The organism is Sphingobacterium allocomposti, from assembly GCF_008124885.1.
Classification (GTDB): domain Bacteria; phylum Bacteroidota; class Bacteroidia; order Sphingobacteriales; family Sphingobacteriaceae; genus Sphingobacterium; species Sphingobacterium allocomposti.
The window spans coordinates 166,552-187,076 of the sequence record NZ_VNHX01000002.1 but is presented as its reverse complement, the minus strand read 5'-3'; the positions used below and the strand labels follow the sequence as shown (position 1 = coordinate 187,076).

General features: G+C 47.0%; 19 protein-coding genes and 1 pseudogene. 6 read left to right on the top strand and 14 right to left on the bottom strand.

The window, feature by feature from the left end; genetic code table 11:
- Positions 1–345: 345 nt before the first annotated feature.
- The 5 genes and pseudogenes from BC792_RS02435 to bioB all read right to left on the bottom strand — a co-directional run bounded on the left by BC792_RS02435 (position 346) and on the right by bioB (position 4,787).
- The gene (locus BC792_RS02435; protein ID WP_148907396.1) at positions 346–642 is read right to left on the bottom strand and encodes a GNAT family N-acetyltransferase; all 297 of its coding nucleotides are present in this window, start codon (positions 640–642) and stop codon (positions 346–348) included.
- Positions 643–1,175: 533 nt separating this feature from the next.
- The gene (locus tag BC792_RS02430) at positions 1,176–1,943 is read right to left on the bottom strand and encodes a DUF3050 domain-containing protein (RefSeq protein WP_148907395.1); all 768 of its coding nucleotides are present in this window, start codon (positions 1,941–1,943) and stop codon (positions 1,176–1,178) included.
- 101 nt (positions 1,944–2,044) lie between these two features.
- Positions 2,045–2,425 carry a response regulator gene (locus BC792_RS02425; RefSeq protein ID WP_148907394.1) on the bottom strand — a complete coding sequence of 127 codons (381 nt, stop codon included), beginning with the start codon at positions 2,423–2,425 and terminating at the stop codon, positions 2,045–2,047.
- A 60-nt stretch (positions 2,426–2,485) separates the two neighbouring features.
- Positions 2,486–3,363, bottom strand: a pseudogene (locus BC792_RS02420) (IS982 family transposase).
- A gap of 452 nt (positions 3,364–3,815) precedes the next feature.
- On the bottom strand, positions 3,816–4,787 hold the full coding sequence (gene bioB, locus BC792_RS02415) for a biotin synthase BioB (RefSeq protein ID WP_148907393.1): 972 nt from the start codon (positions 4,785–4,787) through the stop codon (positions 3,816–3,818).
- A gap of 198 nt (positions 4,788–4,985) precedes the next feature.
- On the opposite strand from bioB, the gene BC792_RS02410 reads away from it, so the two are divergent.
- Positions 4,986–6,458, top strand: a complete 1,473-nt coding sequence (locus tag BC792_RS02410) for an aminotransferase-like domain-containing protein (protein ID WP_148907392.1) — start codon at positions 4,986–4,988, stop codon at positions 6,456–6,458.
- On the opposite strand, the gene BC792_RS02405 is transcribed toward BC792_RS02410, so the two are convergent.
- The 5 genes from BC792_RS02405 to thrS all read right to left on the bottom strand — a co-directional run bounded on the left by BC792_RS02405 (position 6,451) and on the right by thrS (position 10,468).
- Positions 6,451–7,041, bottom strand: coding sequence for a 2'-5' RNA ligase family protein (locus BC792_RS02405; RefSeq protein WP_148907391.1), 591 nt, complete (start codon positions 7,039–7,041; stop codon positions 6,451–6,453). The two genes, BC792_RS02410 and BC792_RS02405, sit on opposite strands and share 8 nt — an antisense overlap.
- A 249-nt stretch (positions 7,042–7,290) precedes the next feature.
- Entirely contained in the window at positions 7,291–7,635 is a 345-nt protein-coding gene (rplT, locus tag BC792_RS02400) for a 50S ribosomal protein L20 (RefSeq protein ID WP_148907390.1), read from the bottom strand.
- 100 nt (positions 7,636–7,735) lie between these two features.
- Entirely contained in the window at positions 7,736–7,936 is a 201-nt protein-coding gene (gene rpmI, locus BC792_RS02395; RefSeq protein WP_148907389.1) for a 50S ribosomal protein L35, read from the bottom strand.
- Between the two features lie 34 nt (positions 7,937–7,970).
- Positions 7,971–8,495 (bottom strand): translation initiation factor IF-3, encoded by a 525-nt coding sequence (gene infC / locus BC792_RS02390; RefSeq protein ID WP_425262445.1) that lies wholly within the window; start codon positions 8,493–8,495, stop codon positions 7,971–7,973.
- Positions 8,496–8,542: 47 nt separating this feature from the next.
- Positions 8,543–10,468 carry a threonine--tRNA ligase gene (gene thrS / locus BC792_RS02385; RefSeq protein WP_148907387.1) on the bottom strand — a complete coding sequence of 642 codons (1,926 nt, stop codon included), beginning with the start codon at positions 10,466–10,468 and terminating at the stop codon, positions 8,543–8,545.
- A gap of 300 nt (positions 10,469–10,768) precedes the next feature.
- Here thrS and BC792_RS02380 point away from each other — a divergent pair, with 300 nt between their 5' ends.
- Positions 10,769–11,392: a 7-carboxy-7-deazaguanine synthase QueE gene (locus BC792_RS02380; protein ID WP_148907386.1), complete on the top strand. Its 624-nt coding sequence runs from the start codon at positions 10,769–10,771 to the stop codon at positions 11,390–11,392.
- Between the two features lie 33 nt (positions 11,393–11,425).
- Here BC792_RS02380 and BC792_RS02375 read toward each other — a convergent pair whose 3' ends face one another.
- Positions 11,426–12,493 carry a Gfo/Idh/MocA family protein gene (locus BC792_RS02375; RefSeq protein ID WP_148907385.1) on the bottom strand — a complete coding sequence of 356 codons (1,068 nt, stop codon included), beginning with the start codon at positions 12,491–12,493 and terminating at the stop codon, positions 11,426–11,428.
- A 162-nt stretch (positions 12,494–12,655) separates the two neighbouring features.
- On the opposite strand from BC792_RS02375, the gene BC792_RS02370 reads away from it, so the two are divergent.
- The gene (locus tag BC792_RS02370; protein WP_148907384.1) at positions 12,656–13,921 is read left to right on the top strand and encodes a DUF819 family protein; all 1,266 of its coding nucleotides are present in this window, start codon (positions 12,656–12,658) and stop codon (positions 13,919–13,921) included.
- Positions 13,922–14,096: 175 nt separating this feature from the next.
- Positions 14,097–14,543 carry an acyl-CoA thioesterase gene (locus BC792_RS02365; RefSeq protein ID WP_148907383.1) on the top strand — a complete coding sequence of 149 codons (447 nt, stop codon included), beginning with the start codon at positions 14,097–14,099 and terminating at the stop codon, positions 14,541–14,543.
- A 186-nt stretch (positions 14,544–14,729) separates the two neighbouring features.
- Here BC792_RS02365 and BC792_RS02360 read toward each other — a convergent pair whose 3' ends face one another.
- The 3 genes from BC792_RS02360 to BC792_RS02350 all read right to left on the bottom strand — a co-directional run bounded on the left by BC792_RS02360 (position 14,730) and on the right by BC792_RS02350 (position 17,977).
- Positions 14,730–16,241 (bottom strand): bifunctional GNAT family N-acetyltransferase/carbon-nitrogen hydrolase family protein, encoded by a 1,512-nt coding sequence (locus tag BC792_RS02360; RefSeq protein ID WP_148907382.1) that lies wholly within the window; start codon positions 16,239–16,241, stop codon positions 14,730–14,732.
- A 199-nt stretch (positions 16,242–16,440) separates the two neighbouring features.
- Entirely contained in the window at positions 16,441–16,782 is a 342-nt protein-coding gene (locus BC792_RS02355; protein WP_246154789.1) for a DUF3467 domain-containing protein, read from the bottom strand.
- 76 nt (positions 16,783–16,858) lie between these two features.
- Positions 16,859–17,977, bottom strand: coding sequence for a M42 family metallopeptidase (locus BC792_RS02350; RefSeq protein ID WP_148907381.1), 1,119 nt, complete (start codon positions 17,975–17,977; stop codon positions 16,859–16,861).
- A gap of 452 nt (positions 17,978–18,429) precedes the next feature.
- Between BC792_RS02350 and lgt the strand changes: the two genes are divergently transcribed.
- Positions 18,430–19,254 carry a prolipoprotein diacylglyceryl transferase gene (gene lgt / locus BC792_RS02345; protein ID WP_148907380.1) on the top strand — a complete coding sequence of 275 codons (825 nt, stop codon included), beginning with the start codon at positions 18,430–18,432 and terminating at the stop codon, positions 19,252–19,254.
- A 46-nt stretch (positions 19,255–19,300) separates the two neighbouring features.
- The gene (locus BC792_RS02340; RefSeq protein ID WP_148907379.1) at positions 19,301–20,506 is read left to right on the top strand and encodes a multidrug effflux MFS transporter; all 1,206 of its coding nucleotides are present in this window, start codon (positions 19,301–19,303) and stop codon (positions 20,504–20,506) included.
- The last annotated feature ends 19 nt before the right edge of the window (positions 20,507–20,525 follow it).

Sequence of the window (20,525 nt, the reverse complement as noted above, 5' to 3'; positions counted from 1 at the left end):
CGGAGAAGACAATGGTGGCTTTCTGAGAAGGTATATCATCATTTTTCCATTATTAAATTACTGCTCTGCCATGTGAACGGCACACGGACGAGCAAATATAACAATAGTTTAAATAAAGTCTACTGTTTTTATAGATTTTATTTTTAGGTGTCGAAAAGGTCTGGGAAACCGAACAAGCGGGATTGCGGGAACGAAACGTGAACGGCTGTGGCCAGCTGCGAAAAATCATCCTTTTTAGTATCACCGGATTGTCCGTTGGTATCGGTTCTAAGCGTATTCATGATCCTACGTACTATGGCGGTGAAACCCGCCTTTCAGCCACATCCCCGATGTCTATGGCCGGGGTTATTGCTCTTTTAACCAAATATCGTTATAGAGGTCGGGATGTCTCGTAAACTGTGCGTGAACATACGGACATAAGGGTTTGATCTTCAACTCCCGGGCACGCGCCTGACGGACAAGCTCGCCGAGAAGCTGCTTAGCATATCCCTTACCTTCGTGCATCTGGTCTACCTCCGTGTGATAAACTGTTAGCACACTTCCACGGATGAAAACGTCCATCTTCCCAGCTTTTATACCATCGACCAATAAGGCGAGTTCGCCCCGCCCCTGTCCATCTACATTAAGTTCAAATTTTTCCATAACATTTTCATTTTTGCTGTCTTCTACCCGTTGTCCAGTATGGCGTCCATTTACTACCCGAAAGCCCAGAACATGTCGCTCTTCGACAGAGCCTGTACTGAGCCTACCAAATGCCCAGCTTGACCGTAAAGCACTCGGTGTCATCCACAGCCTGTCGAAGGATAGACGTCGTGACGGGCTTCGGCGGAGCCTGTACTGAGCCTACCCAAATGCCCAGCGTGACCGTAAAGCACTCGGTATCATCCGAGCTTGTCGAAGGATAGACGCCGTGACGGGCTTCGGCGGAGCCTGTACTGAGCCAATGTTGCACCGGGTTATCTACTTAACAAGATTCCCGTCTGATTGTTGACGTCCTCAACACGGGCCGGGGAGCTCCGACGGGTTTGCCGCCGCACGCGGGCGCACTGCGGAACAATTCCTGTCGTTGTTCGCCAACATCCACCATGGACACAGAAAGAGCCGACGCCTGCAGCTTTCTTTCATTGTCCGATCCGCATAGATTCTGCAGGACGGCAGGCTTCTCCTTTGGCACATCAGCCGATGTTATCCGCTATGGCATCCCACAAAGCCAAACGTTTTTTCAGTGATTCCTTAGCTACGACCGCCATCTCCTCCAATTTCTGCTCGTCGTCTCCCGCTAACTCTTCAATCATCTTTATGGCGAGGGGACCGTGTTCATCGCCATCCAGCTCGATATGTCGCTGAAAGTAATAAATCATTTTACTCAGATCGGCAGCAGGAAAACGGGATTGTATTTCCCGAAGAATAGATGTAAACATATCGGGTATAAGATCTTCGCGTCCGAAAGTAAAGGCCGACGCTATTTTATGAGGTTCGTTGCTTGCGATGACCTCAAAGGTAAAACGTACGAAGTCCCGAATACGTTCATCAATCGGCTGAAGCAATAGCGCTTCTTCCATGCCCGAACCATTTTTTACGATCTCAACGAAACCTTCTATCTGTCCTACCGAAGATCCCATACCGCGCATTGCATCCAAATACATCTCAAAGTGGCTTAGACGCCGGCCGTCAATATATTCGTCCGACTCCTCCGCCAATACTATTTCGTTAATCAGGTAACGCGTCGTGGGGTATGGGCTTGCAAACCAAGGCACCTTTACACACGTTAGCTGTGCCTGTAAAGCTTTTAGTAAAGACATAAAATCCCAAACAGCGTACACATGTCCCTCGGTGAAGGTTCTCAGCCCATGAATATCAACAATTTTCTGATATAAGGGGTGATGCAGCAGTTCTTCGCGTACTGCCGCGATATAGTTATTCAGCACTTGAATTTTTTCCATAGTGCAAAACTACTAAAATCGTTCGCTACTCGATTAAAAAAACAAAAAGGCTGTTGCGCTATTGGGGTAGACGGCCGTGGTTAAGCGTATCGATAGAAAATTCATCCGTTGCACGCAGCGATTTCTGCCAGCAGTTCCCGCAGCTCATTTTTGGCGTATATTTTACACATTCCAGCCTGCAGCATCATTTCCTTCTCACGCGCATCGCTCGACGACGTAAATCCATAAATACGTATACGGGGATAGCGCTGCAAAAGTTCTCTGGTAGTACTTAATCCATCCAAAACAGGCATATGTAAGTCTATAATCCCGACGTCCGGCACATCTGCCTGCTGCTCTAAGAACGACAACAGCCCTTTGCCGTCCTTCGCCATGTGGACAAGTTCAAGATTCGGAAATGCAGGCAACAAATTGCTAAGATAGAAATGATGGATGTCAGAATCATCTGCAAACACCATTCTAACCCTTTTTGCTAGCTTCATAACTGTTTTTCATCGGTATGTTCCCAAATATAATTTTAATAATCTTACCCGTTGTGCATTTTAAATAATGCTGATTTTTAAATTGTTTATGTTTCTATTGAATAGATTCTTGTTGATGTACTGAATTACCGTCATTGCTGTAATCTTTGTTAAAATCCTGGTTTTGAAACCGTCGAAAGATTTGGCATAGTTGCGTCTAACCATGAACTGGTCGCACATTTGAGAGAATAAAGTTTCAATCCTCTTTCTAGATTTTCTGAACAGGCCAAATTGAGGTTTAAATCCCTTTTGGTTATTTCTTTTTGGGGTATCCAATCTAATTTGGCATGTTCAAAAAGGTTTAACTGTATCGTTTGGGACAGGTATCCTTTATCTCCCAACAGCGTGCAATCCGAGATCTGATCTTTGATATCATTCAGATAATGAATATCATGGACATTCGCCGGTGTAAGGTCAATCGACTGAAAGACACCTTTTAAAGAACATACAGCATGGAGTTTATAACCAAAATAGTACATCTTTTGTGAGGCACAGTACCCCTTTGCCGGACTGCTGTAGAGTTCTTCTTTACATATTTTTGAGCGGGAACTGCGCGCAATTTTACAGACTTCCAAAGGCATACTATCCACGATAAATACATCTTCGCAAGAGTTAAAAGATTCGGCAAGCTTCAGACCGATAGCGTTTTGATAAGGCATCAATCTTCGTTTCCTTCTATTGTATACTGTACGGTCTATTTTACTTAGAAGACAAGACGGTAACTTTCGGAAAAGATCGCTTTCACTATCAATACCCATGTATTCTGCTGTCAAACTCAGACTGATCAACTCAAGGTCGCTCATAGCTGGACGTCTGCGTTGCATAGGTAATTGCCTGTCTGTCGATATTTTTCTCAAAACTTCCAATATTCTTTCGTAATTTGCTGTTAAGTTGTTCATTCTAAATCGTTTTGTGGTTAAAACAATTTACTGATTATCAGCGTAATGAGCAACTTATTTACCCTTATTTTAACCCTAAATCATAATGCACAACGGGTTAATCTTAAAAAATCTTATGAATATCAACAAAAAGTTAAAAATAGTTGATGAGAGTAGCCCACTACGGAAGATGTACCAAGGGAGCCTTTCCCCTGCAATTTAGGAAAATATTACGGGATTTATGTCGATTCTGAATTTTAACGACATAAACACGCTTTCCCAGTGATGGGAAAAGCGATATAAATAAAAGGTAAAAGAATAATATACAGTTCGTTACCAGCGTAAATCACCAGGGGTGCTTTTACAGGGGATGCCTTCGCATAAAAAAATCAATATGCACGGCTCACGCTACTCCCTATGTGGCAGCGTGAGGAGCCGCCCGCCGGTGATACGGGCAGCTTATCACGTACGGCTCAGGACCTGCTCATTGGTTTCAGTCCCAGCTTTGCCAGCATGTCCAGATCCTCCGGGATACCGGGGTTGGGTGTCACCAGCAACTTTTCGCGTTTCCCTGTAAAAATAGAGTTCGCTCCCGCCATGAAGCACCAAGCCTGTTCTGCTTCGGTCATTTCCGTCCGTTCGGCGCTTAAGCGTACCATCGTCGCAGGCATCACCAGACGCGCCGTTGCGATCATGCGTACCATATCCCAGATATCCACCTTAGGATTATCTTGCAGCGGTGTTCCCTGGACCGGCGCCAATGCATTAATCGGGACCGACTCGGGGTGTATCTCCATATTGGCCAATGTCTGCAACATGCTGAGGCGGTCTGCTTTCGATTCGCCCAGACCGATAATTCCACCGGAGCAGACCGTAATGCCTGCGTTACGTACATTGGCTATCGTCTGTAAGCGGTTGTCAAATGTACGTGTAGAGATGATCTCGTCGTAATAATTTTCCGACGTATCCAGATTATGGTTGTAAGCATACAGCCCCGCCTCCTGCAGACGCTTTGCCTGCTCGCCGGTCAACATACCTAATGTGCAGCAGACCTCCATTCCCAGCGCATTTACCCCTTTAACCATATCTATGATCCGGTCGAAATCGCGATTGTCGCGCACTTCCCGCCATGCCGCAGCCATACAGAAGCGGGAAGCCCCCTGCTCTTTCGCTTCTCTCGCATGGGCGATAACCGTCTCGGTGGGCAACAGAGACTGCACTTCGATGCCGGTGTGATAACGCGCAGCCTGTCCACAATACGAACAATCTTCCGGACATCCGCCGGTTTTTACAGAAAGAAGTGTCGAGAGCTGTATTTCGTCTGCCCGATGCCACATCCGGTGAACCGTGGCTGCCTCATAGATTAATTCGAGCAGCGGCTTGTCGTAGACGGCCAGAAGCTCCTCTTCACGCCAGTCGTGGCGCAACATCGATTGGTCTTTCATCAGCATGATATTTTGGTATTACGGTATCTATTTCGTTGCCCATCGTCGACCGGGCATCGTGCAGGACGAATCGCCGCGTATTGAGCTGCCTGTCGGCTGCGTCATGGACTATTTTTGTTAAAAGATCGGCCATTTGTTTCAGATTTGAAGCAAATGTAGTACCTTGCCGGCAGGTTTAAGTATGCCAGTTTTTATATTATGCCTAGTCCGGTTGACATTCCATTCCGAAGCATTATCCAAATAGATCGGAACGCTACGACACCGATCTTTCTACAGATCGCCAACCAGCTCATCATGGCTATTCAGCGCAACCTATTACCGCCGGACACGAAACTTCCCGGCACACGGCAGCTAGGCATTCTGCTAGATGTCCACCGCAATACTGTCGTCGCTTCCTACGACGAGCTATCGGCACAGGGCTGGATTGTCATCAAGCCCAACCGCGGCGCCTTCATAGCTTCGTCCATCCCCGAGCCAAAGGCCCGACAAGATTCCGACGTAACGTACCCCAAATGCACCGGCTTCGTCTTTAAACGTTCCATGTTGCTGGACAACCCCTACGATTATGCCGATTATGCATACGTATTTAACGACGGCACACCCGACATCCGTTTAACGCAGCTGGAGGACCTTTCCAGAATCTATAGCGCCAACATGAAGCGGAAACGAAACCGTAAAAAAATGGGATACTATAATCACGAAGGCAGCGAATACTTTAAAGAACAACTTACACACTACCTGCGCTTGTCGCGGGGCCTACATGTATCAGCCGGAAATCTTCTTATCACGAGGAGCCCGGAAATGAGCCTTTTTATCCTATCCGAAATATTGTTACAGCGGGACGAACTGGTGGTGGTCGGCTCGCCGGGATATTTTTCGGCCAATATGGTTTTTCAGAAGAATGGTGCGCGGATCCATCCATTGCCGGTTGACGCAGAGGGAATTGACACTGATGCCTTGCGAGCCCTGTGTACGCGACAGACGGTACGTATGGTGTATGTTACGCCTCAGCACCACTACCCCACGACCGTCAGCCTGAGCCCCGCGCGCCGCATGTTACTTCTACAGCTTGCGCAGGAATTCGGTTTTGTCATCGTAGAAGACGACCACGACTACGACTTTCATTACGACAAACAGCCCCTCCTGCCGCTCGCCACTGCGGACACATCGGGAATGGTAATCTATATAAGTTCCTTTGGTAAATCGCTGGCTCCGGGGTTCCGCACGGGCTTCATCGTAGCGCCCAGAAATATTATGGTCGAAATGCGTAAACTGCTGGGGATAATAGACCGACAGGGCGACGTGCTGATGGAACAGGCCTTAGGTGAACTTATTGAGGAAGGTTTAATCTCAAGGCATCTAAAAAAGTCTTTAAAGATATATCGGGAGCGCCGCAATCAGTTTATCGATATGTTAACCGACGAATTTAAGCCCTGGCTTACGGCAAACAAGCCGGCAGGAGGTCTCGCCGTATGGGCAACGTTTAAATCACCGGTAAACCTGATCCAGTTGAGCCAGCATTGTGCTGAGGACCATCTCTTTATACCGAGAAACATCCTGTACCAAAATGCCAGCATGACAGCCATGCGCATAGGATTTGGGCACTTAGATCAGGAGGAAATGGCAACAAGCTTACGCATCCTGAAAAAGGCTTTGCTGATGTCTACGTGAAGGGAAGAGCGAGCTGGCCGCCGGCGGCATCCGGACGTTCCTCTCCGCCAAACGGAATTTCCAAGAGCGGCTCGTAATGTTTCTTTTCGGGATTAAACTTACGTAGCAGGATTCCGTTACAAAAGAAATCGAAATCGATCTGCTGAAATACCGCTGCGTTCGTCAGACGCTCAAGATCGTCTTTCTCCAATCCGCGGCCTATAGTTAAATGAGGATCTGCCGACGGCCGCACCGGCACTACCTGCCTGATCTCCTCCGCTATTTTCCGTATCTTTCCCTTTAGGAAATTCCTCGCGTATACGGTAGGAGCCATATACAATGTCCCCGACGAAGGGTATGACGCGAATCGGTCAAAATACACGTGCTGACTATGCTCGTACTTCAGACCTTCCCTTAGACGGCGAACGATCACGTCCACCTCTCTTTCCGAAAGCAGGAGATTACAGATACTGATGTGCGCGATCGATCGGTAACTTGAATAGGACGCTTCAAGCAGACGATAAGCAGCTTGCTTTAATGACGCTACGAAGCGAACCCCGTTTTCGCAGGGCTGAAAAACAATAGATATCTGCATTTTTTCCATAAAACTGCCAATTAGACCTAACTTCTCTACAAGATACGCATTTTCTCGGCAAGCACGGCGTGCAGTCGACGTTATCCGTCCTGACGTTTCGCCTATTGCCCTGCCGCCCCCATGCTGCGGGGTATGATCATTCAATAGACAATAACGTCTGCGACCATTCAAAAGGACTGTCCCGCAATATCGGTAACAAAAAAAAAAGGAACCCGAAGGTTCCTTTTAATATCTAACAAATTGATAACGGTTACAACTTTATTTTACTGCGTCAACTACTGCTTTGAAAGCTTCTGGGTGATTTAATGCTAAATCAGCCAATACCTTACGGTTCAAACCGACATTCTTAGCATTCAATTTTCCAATCAGCTGAGAATACGAAATTCCATGCTGACGTGCACCTGCGTTGATACGCTGAATCCATAAAGCCCTGAACTCGCGTTTTTTGGTTTTACGGTCGCGGTAAGCGTACTGTAAACCTTTTTCTACTGTATTTTTAGCAATAGTATAAACTTTGCTTCTTGATCCGAAATAGCCTTTTGCTAATTTCAGGATTCTTTTTCTTCTTCTTCTCGAAGCTACTGCGTTAACCGAACGTGGCATATCTTATTAAATTTAGTTTGGTATAAGGTGTTACGTTTTTCAGCAATCTTACTACCTGATACCCGGTTAAAAAAATTATTATTAAAAATTGAGATAAAACTTATTTACCGATAGCAAGCATGCGTTTAACATTGCCCATATCAGCATCATGCACATAACTGGTTGTTGTCAAGTTACGTTTCTGTTTTGTCGTTTTCTTTGTCAAGATGTGGCTTTTGTAAGCGTTTTTTCTTGCAATTTTACCTGTTCCAGTCAATTTAAAGCGTTTTTTCGCGCTGGAATTGGTTTTTACTTTTGGCATAATTCAATTATTTTTATATCAATCTGTTAGAATTCTATTTTTTTACAGTCTTCGGTGCCAAGGTTAAAAACATACGTTTCCCTTCCAGTTTCGGCAATAGTTCAACCTTACCGTAATCTTCCAGCGCCTGCGCAAAACGCAACAGGAGAATTTCTCCCTGCTCTTTAAACACGATCGCGCGGCCTTTAAAGTGAACATATGCACGAACTTTCTCACCGCTCTCCAGAAACTTAATAGCATGCTTCAGCTTAAACTCAAAGTCGTGGTCGCTCGTATTCGGACCAAAACGAATCTCTTTGATAACAGTTTGCTTCGCGTTCGCTTTAATTTCCTTTTGTTTCTTCTTCTGCTCGTAAACAAACTTACTGTAATCTATAATCCGACAAACCGGTGGAACTGCATTTGGCGAAATCTCCACGAGATCAAGTTCCAACTCGTCAGCTAGTTCTAACGCTTTGCGGGTTGGATAAATTCCTTGTTCTACATTATCGCCGACCAGACGTACCTCCGGTACTCTGATAAATTCGTTAATGCGATGTTCTGGTTCTTTCCTTCTCATTGGCGGTCTAGGACCACCACCTCTATTTAATGCCAAATATTTAAAAATTAAACGGTTATTTCTTTAATTAATAATTCCTTAAATGCCTGTGGACTCATTGATCCTAAATCTACAGACCCGTGTTTACGAACAGAAACTGTGCCACTTTCCGTCTCTTTTTCCCCTATAATCAACATATACGGGATTTTTTTAACTTCTGCGTCACGAATCTTACGACCGACCTTTTCGTCACGAAGGTCAATCAGTCCGCGAATATCGGAATTATTTAGCGATTCTAAAAGAGTTTTTGCAGATTCTTCATATTTTTCTGACACTGGCAGGACGATAAACTGCTCAGGAGCAAGCCATAACGGGAACTGCCCCGCGCAGTGTTCAATCAGCACGGCTACAAATCGCTCCAACGAACCGAACGGTGCGCGGTGTATCATCACCGGACGATGTTTTTGATTGTCGCTTCCCGTATATTCCAATTCGAAACGTTCAGGAAGGTTGTAATCAACCTGAATCGTCCCCAGTTGCCATTTTCGTCCCAGCGCATCCTTCACCATAAAATCAAGCTTCGGCCCATAGAACGCAGCCTCTCCATATTCCACGACGGTGGGAAGTCCCTTTTCTGCCGCAGCTTCGATGATAGCGGCCTCAGCCAAGGCCCAGTTCTCGTCTGTTCCGATGTATTTCGACCGGTTTTCCGGATCGCGAAGAGACACCTGAGCCGTAAAATCATCAAACCCTAAAGCTCCGAAAACATATAACACCAGGTCAATAACCTTCTTAAACTCATCCTTCACCTGGTCGGGCCGGCAGAACAGGTGCGCGTCGTCCTGCGTAAAGCCTCTCACACGCGTCAACCCGTGGAGCTCGCCCGACTGCTCATAGCGGTATACGGTACCAAATTCCGCAAAGCGTACAGGAAGGTCTTTATAGGAACGTGGCTTTGTTTTATAAATTTCGCAATGGTGCGGACAATTCATCGGTTTCAGGAAGAACTCTTCGCCTTCCACCGGCGTATGGATAGGCTGAAATGCATCAGCACCGTATTTTTCGTAATGACCGGACGTAACATACAGCTGCTTATGACCGATGTGGGGCGTAACGACAGGCTCGTATCCAGCTTTGATCTGCGCCCGCTGTAAAAAGTCCTGTAGCTTCTGGCGTAATGTAGCTCCCTTTGGCAGCCACAATGGCAATCCGGCACCGACTTTTTCAGAAAAGGCAAAAAGCTCCAATTCCTTGCCTAACTTGCGATGATCCCGTTTTTTGGCTTCTTCTATAAATTTTAAGTAGTCAGAAAGTTCGGAAGCCTTCGGGAAGGTTACACCATAGATACGGGTCAGCTGTTTACGACTTTCGTCTCCCCGCCAGTATGCTCCGGCCACATTGGTAAGCTTAATAGCCTTTATGAAACCTGTATTTGGAATGTGTGGCCCCCGGCATAAATCTGTAAAGTTTCCTTGTGTATAAAAAGTGATTTTTCCATCTTCCAGATCCTTAATCAGATCGAGCTTGTATTCGTCTCCTTTTTCCGCAAAATAAGCTAAAGCGTCGGCTTTAGAAACAGGTTTACGCTCGAACACTTCTTTCCTTTTTGCCAGTTCAAGCATCTTGTCTTCAATCTGCTTAAATTCTTCGGACGAGAAGTCGCGGTCGCCGAAATCGACGTCATAGTAAAAGCCTGTTTCAATCGCAGGGCCGATACCGAATTTAATCCCCGGATAAAGGGCTTCCAATGCCTCGGCCAACAAGTGAGCTGACGAATGCCAAAAAGTTGACTTGCCCTGAGGATCGTTCCACGTAAGCAACTTTACCGTCGAATCGCTTTCAATGGCGCGGGAAGCGTCCCACACCTCACCATTGACTTCGGCTGCTAATACATTTCTCGCCAACCCCTCGGAAATAGATAGGGCAACCTCCATGGCTGTTGTCCCGTTTTCATACTGACGTACCGAACCGTCAGGCAGTGTAATGTTAATCATCTACGAATATGATTTTAATTTATTTAAAGATACAAACCTAACCGCGCAAGGTGTACAATTACCTTGGTGCCGCAGGTACGCTTGTTTTTAACAAAAAGCAAAGGTATTCAATATCTTTAAGAAAAGAAAACGCGAGGTACAACCTTTCCGGCAATGCGTTCCTGCACGCCTTATTGGGCTACGTCGACATTCCGGCAGGGAACTTCTTCACAATTAAGTCAATTCCTGACCCCCAGCTGGCAACTAACGTTATTATATAGGGCTATTTTTGTACCTTTGTGCTCTCAAAAAAACAAGAACATGTCAAATCAGGTTCCAGCAGACGGCACTTTACTTCCACTCATGGAAGAATTTTACACGATACAGGGCGAAGGCTACCACACCGGTAAAGCGGCATATTTTATACGCTTAGGCGGATGCGATGTTGGCTGCCACTGGTGCGACGTGAAAGAGAGCTGGAACGCTGACCTGCACCCGCTCACACCGGCAGACGCGATCGTTGAAAATGCCAAGCTTCACCCTGCAAAAACGGTCGTTATCACCGGAGGAGAGCCCTTAATATACAATCTCGACTACCTGACACGGCGTTTGAAAGAAGAGGGGATACAAACTTTTATAGAAACGTCAGGCGCTTATCCGCTCTCCGGTTTTTGGGACTGGATATGTCTGTCTCCGAAAAAATTTAAAGGTCCCCGCCCCGATGTGTTAAATGCCGCAGGGGAACTGAAAGTCATTGTGTTTAACAAAAGCGACTTCCAGTGGGCAGAGGAGCACGCCAGATTTGTAGGCAAAAACTGTAAGCTATATTTACAGCCCGAGTGGTCACGCGCTGCCGAGATGACTCCCCTCATTATCGATTATGTGAAGGAACATCCACAGTGGGAGATCTCTTTGCAGACACATAAATATCTTAATATACCGTAAAGTTGTAAAGAAGCATCTTACAACTTCACACCTTTACAACTCGACAACCTTCCCTGTCCTCACGGATTCATCGCAGGCAAATGCGATGCGCAAACTGTTAACAGCGTCCTGAATCGGCTTCGACAAGTCAAGATCTTCGCGGATCGCCCGTAGAAAATAGGCCTGCTCGCGATTACACAGCTCCTGATGATCAGGTTCATCCTGAAGATTGATCCACTCATCTTGCATAATGAACTCGTTCGCGTCGTCGATAGCCGCATGATGCACCCGAAGCGACTCGGTTTTGGTATGCGATTCCACTGCATCGGATTTTCCTTCACCACCCGCCGTGCTAGCGACAATAGAAACCGAACCATGTGGCCCGATTACATCCTTGACGAAAAATGCCGTCTGACTGATCATTGGCCCCCAGCCCGCCTCATACCAGCCGACCGATCCATCATCAAAGCGGATTTGCAGTTGGCCGTAATTGTAGTTATCTGGCGGTATGTCGTTGCTGAGCCTCGCGCCGATGGCAGACACCAGTATAGGCTTCGCGGGTGTCATCTGGCACATCACGTCGATATAATGAACACCACAGTCTACAATCGGACTAAGGCTCTTCATTAGGTTACGGTGCACATCCCACATGTATCCATGACTCTGCTGGTTCAGATTCATACGAAACACCAAAGGGGTTCCGAGTTCTCTACCGATGTCAATGAATTTCATCCAGGATGGGTGGTAGCGTAAAATGTAACCAACGACCAGTTTTTTACCTGCGCGCTTTGCAGCCTCCACAACCCGTTCGGCACCGGCTATACTGTCTGCCAGCGGCTTTTCGATGAAAACATGTGCCCCTTTGTCGAAGGCCGCTACAGCATATGCCTCGTGCGTGTCGGGATAGGTAGCAATACACACCGCATCCGGGACTGTCTCAGCAAGCGCCGTTGCATAGTCGTCGAAGGTGGGATAACTTGCACCTAACGCTGCGTTCAGTTCATCCTTACTTTTTCCCCTAGCGACAAGCCCGACAATTTCAAAGCCCTCCGACAAGTGATAAGCTTTAGCGTGCGACTTCCCCATATTACCGCACCCTACAACCAAAATTCGAATTTTCATACTATTCAACTAACAAAATTAACGGCATCCGGCTGGCAGACACGGAGGTCCACCAAAAAGCGCCCCAAACCACGCATCTTTATGCAAGAATAATAAAAAAACAGCGGTGGTTCCGAAAATATTACATATTTTCACGAGCAATTTAGCAATTGCCCGAAAATTATGCAAAATACAACCAACGAATTTACCCCCTTAATCACTGACCAAGCCGGTGTCTTCGGTATATTAATGATTGTGCTGGGAATTATTTTCTATACGTCCACACTGAAAAACAGGTATATCCAAGGGTTCTACTCCGTTATCCCACCTCTTTTATTGTGCTATTTTTTACCCGGTTTGCTCAATTCCTTTCGCGTCATCGACGGGATAAATTCGCCGCTGACAAGTATTGGCAGCCGCTACTTTCTACCCGCCTGCCTGATTCTATTCACACTAAATTTAGATCTTCGGGAGATGTGGAATATGCGTAAACGTGCAGGACTGATGTTTATCACCGGAACAATCGGCATTGTTGTAGGTGGTCCAGCAGCCGTCTGGCTTACGGCGATTGTTGCGCCGGATGTAGTTGGCGGTGCAGGCCCCGATGAGGTATGGCGTGGGCTGGGAGCCCTCGCGGGCTCGTGGGTTGGTGGAAGTGCAAATCAGGTCGCCCTCAAAGAAATTCTGCAACCATCGCCTCAGCTATTCTCGGCTATACTGGCCGTTGATGTGTTTGTTGCTTACATCTGGATGGCGCTGTTGTTATACGGAGCTACGAAGTCTAAGGCTATTGACAGACTTTTAAAGGCTGACGATACGGATGTCAAGGTACTAACCAGGCAGATGGACGAACGGACCCAGGCGAATAGCCGCATTCCCGAATCCAGAGATTTCATTTTCATGCTGGCCCTGGCCCTCGGCGGGACGGGTATCTCCTCGTTACTGGCAACACCGGTTTCCGCATATATGGCGGAACATTTCCCCCAGCTGGAAAAATTCTCCCTCACGAACGGGTTCTTTTGGTTGGTTCTATTTGCCACAGTCATCGGTATCATCCTTTCGTTTACCCCTGCCCGCAAGCTTGAAAATGCCGGAGCGTCAAAACTGGGGACAACGTTGCTGTATATGCTTGTTGTAACCATAGGCATGCAAATGGACATATCGGCCATTCTGGACAATCCGGGATTGTTTATCGTGGGCCTGATCTGGATAAGCATTCACGCCCTATTGTTAATCGGTGTCGCCAAGCTGATGAAGATTCCATTTTTTTACTTGGCCGTGGGAAGCACGGCCAACGTCGGAGGCGTAGCATCGGCAACCGTCACCGCGGCAGCTTTCCACCCATCGTTGATCTCTGTAGGCGTTATTCTCGCCGTCTTCGGATATGCTATAGGAACATATGCAGGATGGTTAACGGCGATACTCATGCAATTGGTTTCACCCGTCTGACGGCAGGCGGAGCAATTACCCTTATCCTGCCTTCCGTGTTCGGCGAGGCGTCACGGCGGACGCCCAGCAACGCGCCCTTTGCAACGAAGCTTGTTTGAAAGAAAACGGAGACCTGCCGTACCCTGGCAACGATTGTCCTTCCTATTTTAGTTTAACTTTCCGTATCTTGGTTGGTATGGAACAAACAAATATTTTTTTTGAAGGACAGGTGCTGTGGTCCCAGTTGGACCCCAACAGGCATCTCCGGCACTCGGCATATGCCGACTTCTGCGCCCAGGCGCGGAGCAATATGCTGAAACGCGCCGGGCTTTCGCTAGACGAGTTCGCAAAAAAACACATAGGCCCTATCCTTTTCCGGGAAGAGCTGATCTACCACAGGGAAATAGGGCTAGACGAACATATAAAAATCAAAGTTGAAATCGTTAAACTGAACTTGAAGAACTTTAGATTTTCATTTCGGCACGAGATCTACAAAGAGAATGGTGTAAAGGCCGCCACTGTAAATGTCGACGGCGCCTGGCTAAATCTAGTGGAGCGCAAGTTGACAACCGTCCCCGATGAGTGGATTCCGATCATTGCCAACATACCGAGGGCGGATGATTACGAGGAAGTGGTAGCGTAACGCCATTTTAAAGACACCGATATCCAAAGCGCTGTTGGCGGGCTTCGGTAACAGCTCCTCAGCTTTCCGTGTCATATTGTTCGTAAGAGTCACCTTGCGCAGAAGATGTGCTAAAACGCACGTGTGTGCACCCTGACCCTTGGCTGGGGATTGTATAACCTCCGGCCGGGCACATAAACCCGTCCGTTACTTAAGCACTTTCACCTGATACAGGTCCTTCCTCCTGTCTTTTAGTATTTTCACTGTTCCGTATTCATGCAGATCCCGCAAAGCATATAGATCTACATCGGCGATCAGCACCATTTCCGTATTTGGTGTCGCTTCGGCCTTAATTCCGTTGTTTGGAAAGGCAAAGTCGGATGGCGTAAAGACCGCCGACTGGGAGTATTGTATATCCATATTGTTAACGCGCGGCAGATTGCCTACACATCCGGCAATGGCCACGTAACACTCATTTTCGATGGCACGCGCCTGCGCACATGCCCGGACACGCATATATCCATTTTGCGTATCGGTCATAAAAGGAACAAATAGCATCTGCATCCCCTGATCAGCCATAATACGGCTAACTTCGGGAAATTCGACATCGTAACAGATTAAAAGCCCCACCTTACCACAGTCAGTGTCGAAGACGTTAATTTCGTTTCCACCAACCATCCCGTAATATTTAAGCTCATTGGGCGTAATATGTATTTTTTTATGGACGTCCAGCTTACCGTTCCGATGACATAAATAAGAAGCGTTATATAACTTCTTATATTCTACGATAGGCATGGAGCCTGCGATGATATTCACGTTGTAAGATACGGCTAGCTGCTGCATCTTATCAATGATTTCGTCTGTCAGATCTGCAAGCTTTTCCATTGCTGCCCGCTCAGGCAAATCGTTGTAGGGACTCATCAACGGCGTGTTAAAAAACTCCGGGAACATGATAAAGTCTGTTCCGTAATCGCTGACGGTATCCACAAAAAACTCAACCTGGTCATAAAACTCCTCGATATCTTTAAAAGCGCGCATCTGCCATTGTACCAATCCCAAACGGATCGTCTGCCGCGTTGCCGAGTTCGACTTTGCGTCGGGCTCGTAATAAATATTGTCCCAGACTAGTAGCGTCGCAAACTCATTCGATTCCTTATCCTCGGGCAGGTAATTCTTTAAAATTTTGCTGACATGAAAATCATTCGATAGCTGAAAAGTTAACGTGGGATCGTAAATCTCCTTTCGCTTAACTTTTTCGATATACGTACGCGGGGTCATTTTATCAGCATAGTTATGGTAATTCGGTATGCGACCTCCCGCCACGATGCTTTTTAAGTTCATCTCTTCGCACAACTCCTTCCGCGCGTCGTATAGCCGCCGGCCCAGCCGGAGCGAACGGAAATCGGGATGTACAAACACTTCGATTCCGTACAGCGTATCGCCGTCGTAATCGTGCGTGGAAAACTTCCCGCCGTCTATGATTTCGTAATATTTCTTGTAGATGTTCGTCTTTTTGGAATCAATGATCAGCGACAGTGCACAGGCAACCACGCGGCCATTCACTTCCACACATAGTTGTCCTTCCGGAAACAGACCGATCAGATCTTCGATATTTTCGCGTGTCCACACCTGCCCTGAATCGTTTCCATAAGCCTTCTCCATCGAACGCTTTAAATCCTTATAATCTTCTACCGTTAAATTTCTAACTTGTATATCCATAAGCCTCCTAACCTACAACAAACGAGCCAGCGATTGGTTTTTACGCGGTGGGTGATGTCTACCGGCCGGAAGGTACATTAAAACCTGATCCGACCGAACCACCTCCAGATACTCACCGCCCCAGATCAATGTGCCCAGGTTGCAAACATTTTAATAAAAAAGAGAGAACCTTGCAGCTCTCTCTTTTCACTTTTAACGACTAAGCTTCTCCAGCCGGCCCTCCAAAATTCATGGGCAACGCCGGATCGTTTGTTTTGATAGCGCCATTGGCCGCTTCGAACCGGTTAATGTTATCCTGCAAAGCACCCAGCAGCCTCTTGGCGTGCTCGGGTGTCAGAACAATTCTTGATTTCACCTTAGCCTTGGGAACTCCAGGCATAATACGTATAAAATCGAGAACAAATTCTGTATTCGAGTGGGTTATGATAGCCAGATTACTGTAAATCCCTTCCGCGATCTCTTCACTCAACTCTATACTCAACTCATTATTCTCCTCGGGTTCGTTATTGTTGTTTTTCAAATCCATAAAATTGACGTCCATTGCACTTTTATTTAATTCTTCCGTTCTAAACTTAGATAAATTTACCTTTAGATGCAAGATATATTTCGTCTTGCAATCAGTGGCTGAACGTACGGAAGTCCTGACCAGCTTCGATCTTCAGTACCGCTTCATAAATCAGACGGATGACGTTATCCACATCTTCCTTGTGAATCATTTCGACTGTTGTGTGCATGTACCGTAAGGGCAGCGATATCAGGGCCGAGGGCACCCCGCCGTTTGAATAGGCAAAGGCGTCGGTATCCGTCCCCGTCCAGCGGGAAGATGCCTGGCGCTGAAAAGGAATACCATTATGCTCTGCCACTTCTATCAGTAGGCGGTTTAGGTTAATCTGTACGGCCGGTGCGTACGACAATACCGGCCCCTGCCCACAGGCTAAGTCGCCCTGGGTAATTTTATTGATCATAGGCGTCTGCGTGTCGTGGGTAACGTCGGTTACAATCGCCACGTTCGGCTTAATATAATCGGCAATCATTTCAGCTCCTCGCAATCCGATTTCCTCCTGTACGGAATTGACCACGTAAAGGCCGAAGGGCAGCTTCTTTTCGTTTTCTTTCAGCAGCCTGGCCACTTCCGCAATCATGAACCCGCCTGCCCGGTTGTCCAGGGCACGGCCTACATAATAGCGATCGTTCAATACCATAAACTCATCTTCGTATGTGACAACACACCCTACATGTATACCCATCTCTTCTACTTCCTCTTTAGAGGTTGCCCCACAATCCAGGAATATATTCTTCAAGGTAGGCGCTTCTTCTTTTTCGCCCGAACGGGTATGAATGGCCGGCCATCCAAAAACGGCCTTCACCATGCCCTTGTCCGTATGAATGTTGACGCGTTTAGAGGGCGCGATCTGGTGATCGGAGCCGCCGTTACGGATGACGTAAATAAGCCCGTCTTTCGTGATATAATTTACAAACCACGAAATTTCATCGGCGTGTGCTTCAATGACCACCTTGTAAGGCGCCTTCGGATTGATGATCCCCATGGCCGTGCCATAGTTGTCAATATAGGTCTCATCGACGTACGGCTTTATATAGTCAAGCCATAAGCGTTGCCCCTCCCACTCGAAGCCTGTGGGCGACGGGTTGTTTATATAAGTCTCAAAAAACTTTAACGACTTGTCAGTTACGACCGATACATGCTTCTTATTTTCTTTTCCTTTATTTTTTGCCATATTCACACTATTTGCGCACAAATTAGAAAAATTTTAGGATGATTTCAAATGCCGACTACAGAGGGTAACGCTGATATCGATTGAACAGGGGGCGACTACCAGATCCTGGACTCATACAACAATACAATCGCTATCGCTTTGAGCACTAACGGACTAGGATGGGGATTTCCAACGCTCCAAAACAGACCCCTTGATTGCGCCTGCAATTCTACAATCGCCACTTTTTTCTACTCAAACCCATTAAACACGTCCAGGTGATCACCTAAGGCATCGGCTGTGCTATGGAAAATATTCATCTTAGACATTCAAAACTGCCATCGCTCCAGATAAGTCCTAATAATAACACGGACAGGCTCTCCAAAAAAGACTACAGAATTCCTATTATTTCATTCACGTAATTATAATTGCATATCAACACAAATTTATCTAAGTTTACCGGACAATTTACGACTATGATTTCCATCTTAACTGCCATTCATTGGAATATTGACCCGGTTATCTTTGAGATAGGTTCGTTTGGTTTACGTTACTACGCACTGTGCTTCCTTGCCGCGTTCGTCGTTTCGTATATCCTTATGCTGAACATCTTCAAAAAGGAAGGCAAAAGCCAGGAGCTGCTGGATCAGCTGAGCATCTATATTTTTCTGGGAACGCTGATCGGGGCACGCCTGGGCCACTGCCTGTTCTATGAGTTCGACTACTACATACAACATCCGCTGGAAATGATCCTTCCTTTCCGGATGATAAACGGCAACTTCGAACTTACGGGGTTCCAGGGACTAGCCAGTCACGGCGGAGCTATCGGGATCTTGACCGCCCTATGGCTGTTTTCCCGAAAAACCAAAACAGACTTCATGTGGATTACCGACCGGTTGATTCTGGTCGTACCCTTGGCGGGAGCTTTTGTCCGCTTAGGAAACTTCTTCAACTCGGAGATTATCGGTTTGCCGGCCTCGGTGCCGTGGGCGGTTGTGTTCGAAAAGGTAGATGCTGTGCCGAGGCACCCTGCCCAGCTATATGAAGCCCTGGCGTATGTGGTCATTTTCGTGATCCTCTGGACGATGTACCAACGCAACCGGAAACCGAAAGCGGGCTATTTGTTCGGTGTTTTTCTTGTTCTTTTGTTTGGCGCGAGGTTTGCACTGGAGTTCTTTAAGGAAAACCAAGAGGCTTTTGAGGATGGCATGAAGTTTAACATGGGCCAGCTCTTGAGTATTCCGTTTATGTTAGGAGGCTTATATCTGATTTTCCGAAAACCGAAGGAAATCAGCAAGTAAATACAGCCCATCTGACAAGATGGGCTTTTTTTTAACAGTCGTTTTTATGCAACAAAAAATCACAAACAACAGAACCGTCATTCTATTTATTCTCGGACTGTTATCTGCGGTAGGGCCATTCTCTATCGACATGTATCTTCCTGCTTTTCAAACCATCGCCGCCGACTTCGAAACTTCCGTAGACCGGGTTCAGCTTTCGCTGACCAGCTTCTTTGTGGGCATTGCCTTCGGACAGCTGATATACGGCCCTTTATTAGACCGATTCGGCAGGAAAAAGCCCTTGCTTGTTGGTCTACTTATTTATATCATGGCAACATTCTTCTGTATTCTGACGCGCGATATTGAACACCTTATTGTACTCCGTTTTATGCAGGCGCTGGGCAGCTGTGCGGGCATGGTGGCTTCGAGAGCCATGATCCAGGACTACTACGAGCCTCGGGAAGCAGCTCGGGTATTCAGCCTGCTCATGTTGGTGATAGCCATTTCGCCCATATTAGCGCCGAGCGCCGGCGCATTCTTGCTTAGCCACTGGGACTGGCATTATATCTTTGGCTCGCTGCTCGTCATCGGTGTTATTATCTTAATCGCCACTTTTTTCTACCTGCCCGAGTCGTATAGTGGCAACAAAGATTTTTCGCTGCGTCCCACGGCTATTATCGGCAAATTTTGGCAGGTATTCACAAACAAGACCTTTCTTAGCTATTGCCTCGTCGGATCGATAGCTTCTTCCGGACTATACGCCTATCTCGCGGGCTCTTCCTTCGTTATGCAGCAATACTTTGGACTATCCCAAACCGAATATGGCCTGGCTTTCGCTTTTGTCGCGTCGGCGATGATTGTCGCAACACAGATAAACCGCGTACTTCTGAAACGCTGGAGCAGTCCGCAGATTAGTAAAATTGCAAATCTCTGGCAATCGGTGATAGCCGTCATCATGATAGGCTGCCTCATGACCGGCACCTTGAGCTTTCCCGTTCTTTTGAGCTTAATTTTCTGCTACCTGCTAGGGCACGGTTTCATTTTTCCCAACACGTCTGCCATGGCCCTCTCTCCTTTCAAAGTGCTGGCTGGTAGCGCCTCCGCTCTTTTGGGCTGTGTTCAAATGGCTATCGGCGCATTAACATCAGGCTTGGTAAGTTTCTTTCATAACAATACGCCCTATCCGATGGTCGTTGTCATGGGCGCGGCCGCAGTTATTTCTCTGTGTATCCACCTATTCGCGGGCAAGCCCGCCACGGAACGTATTCTATAACGGGAGACGACAGCGAGGA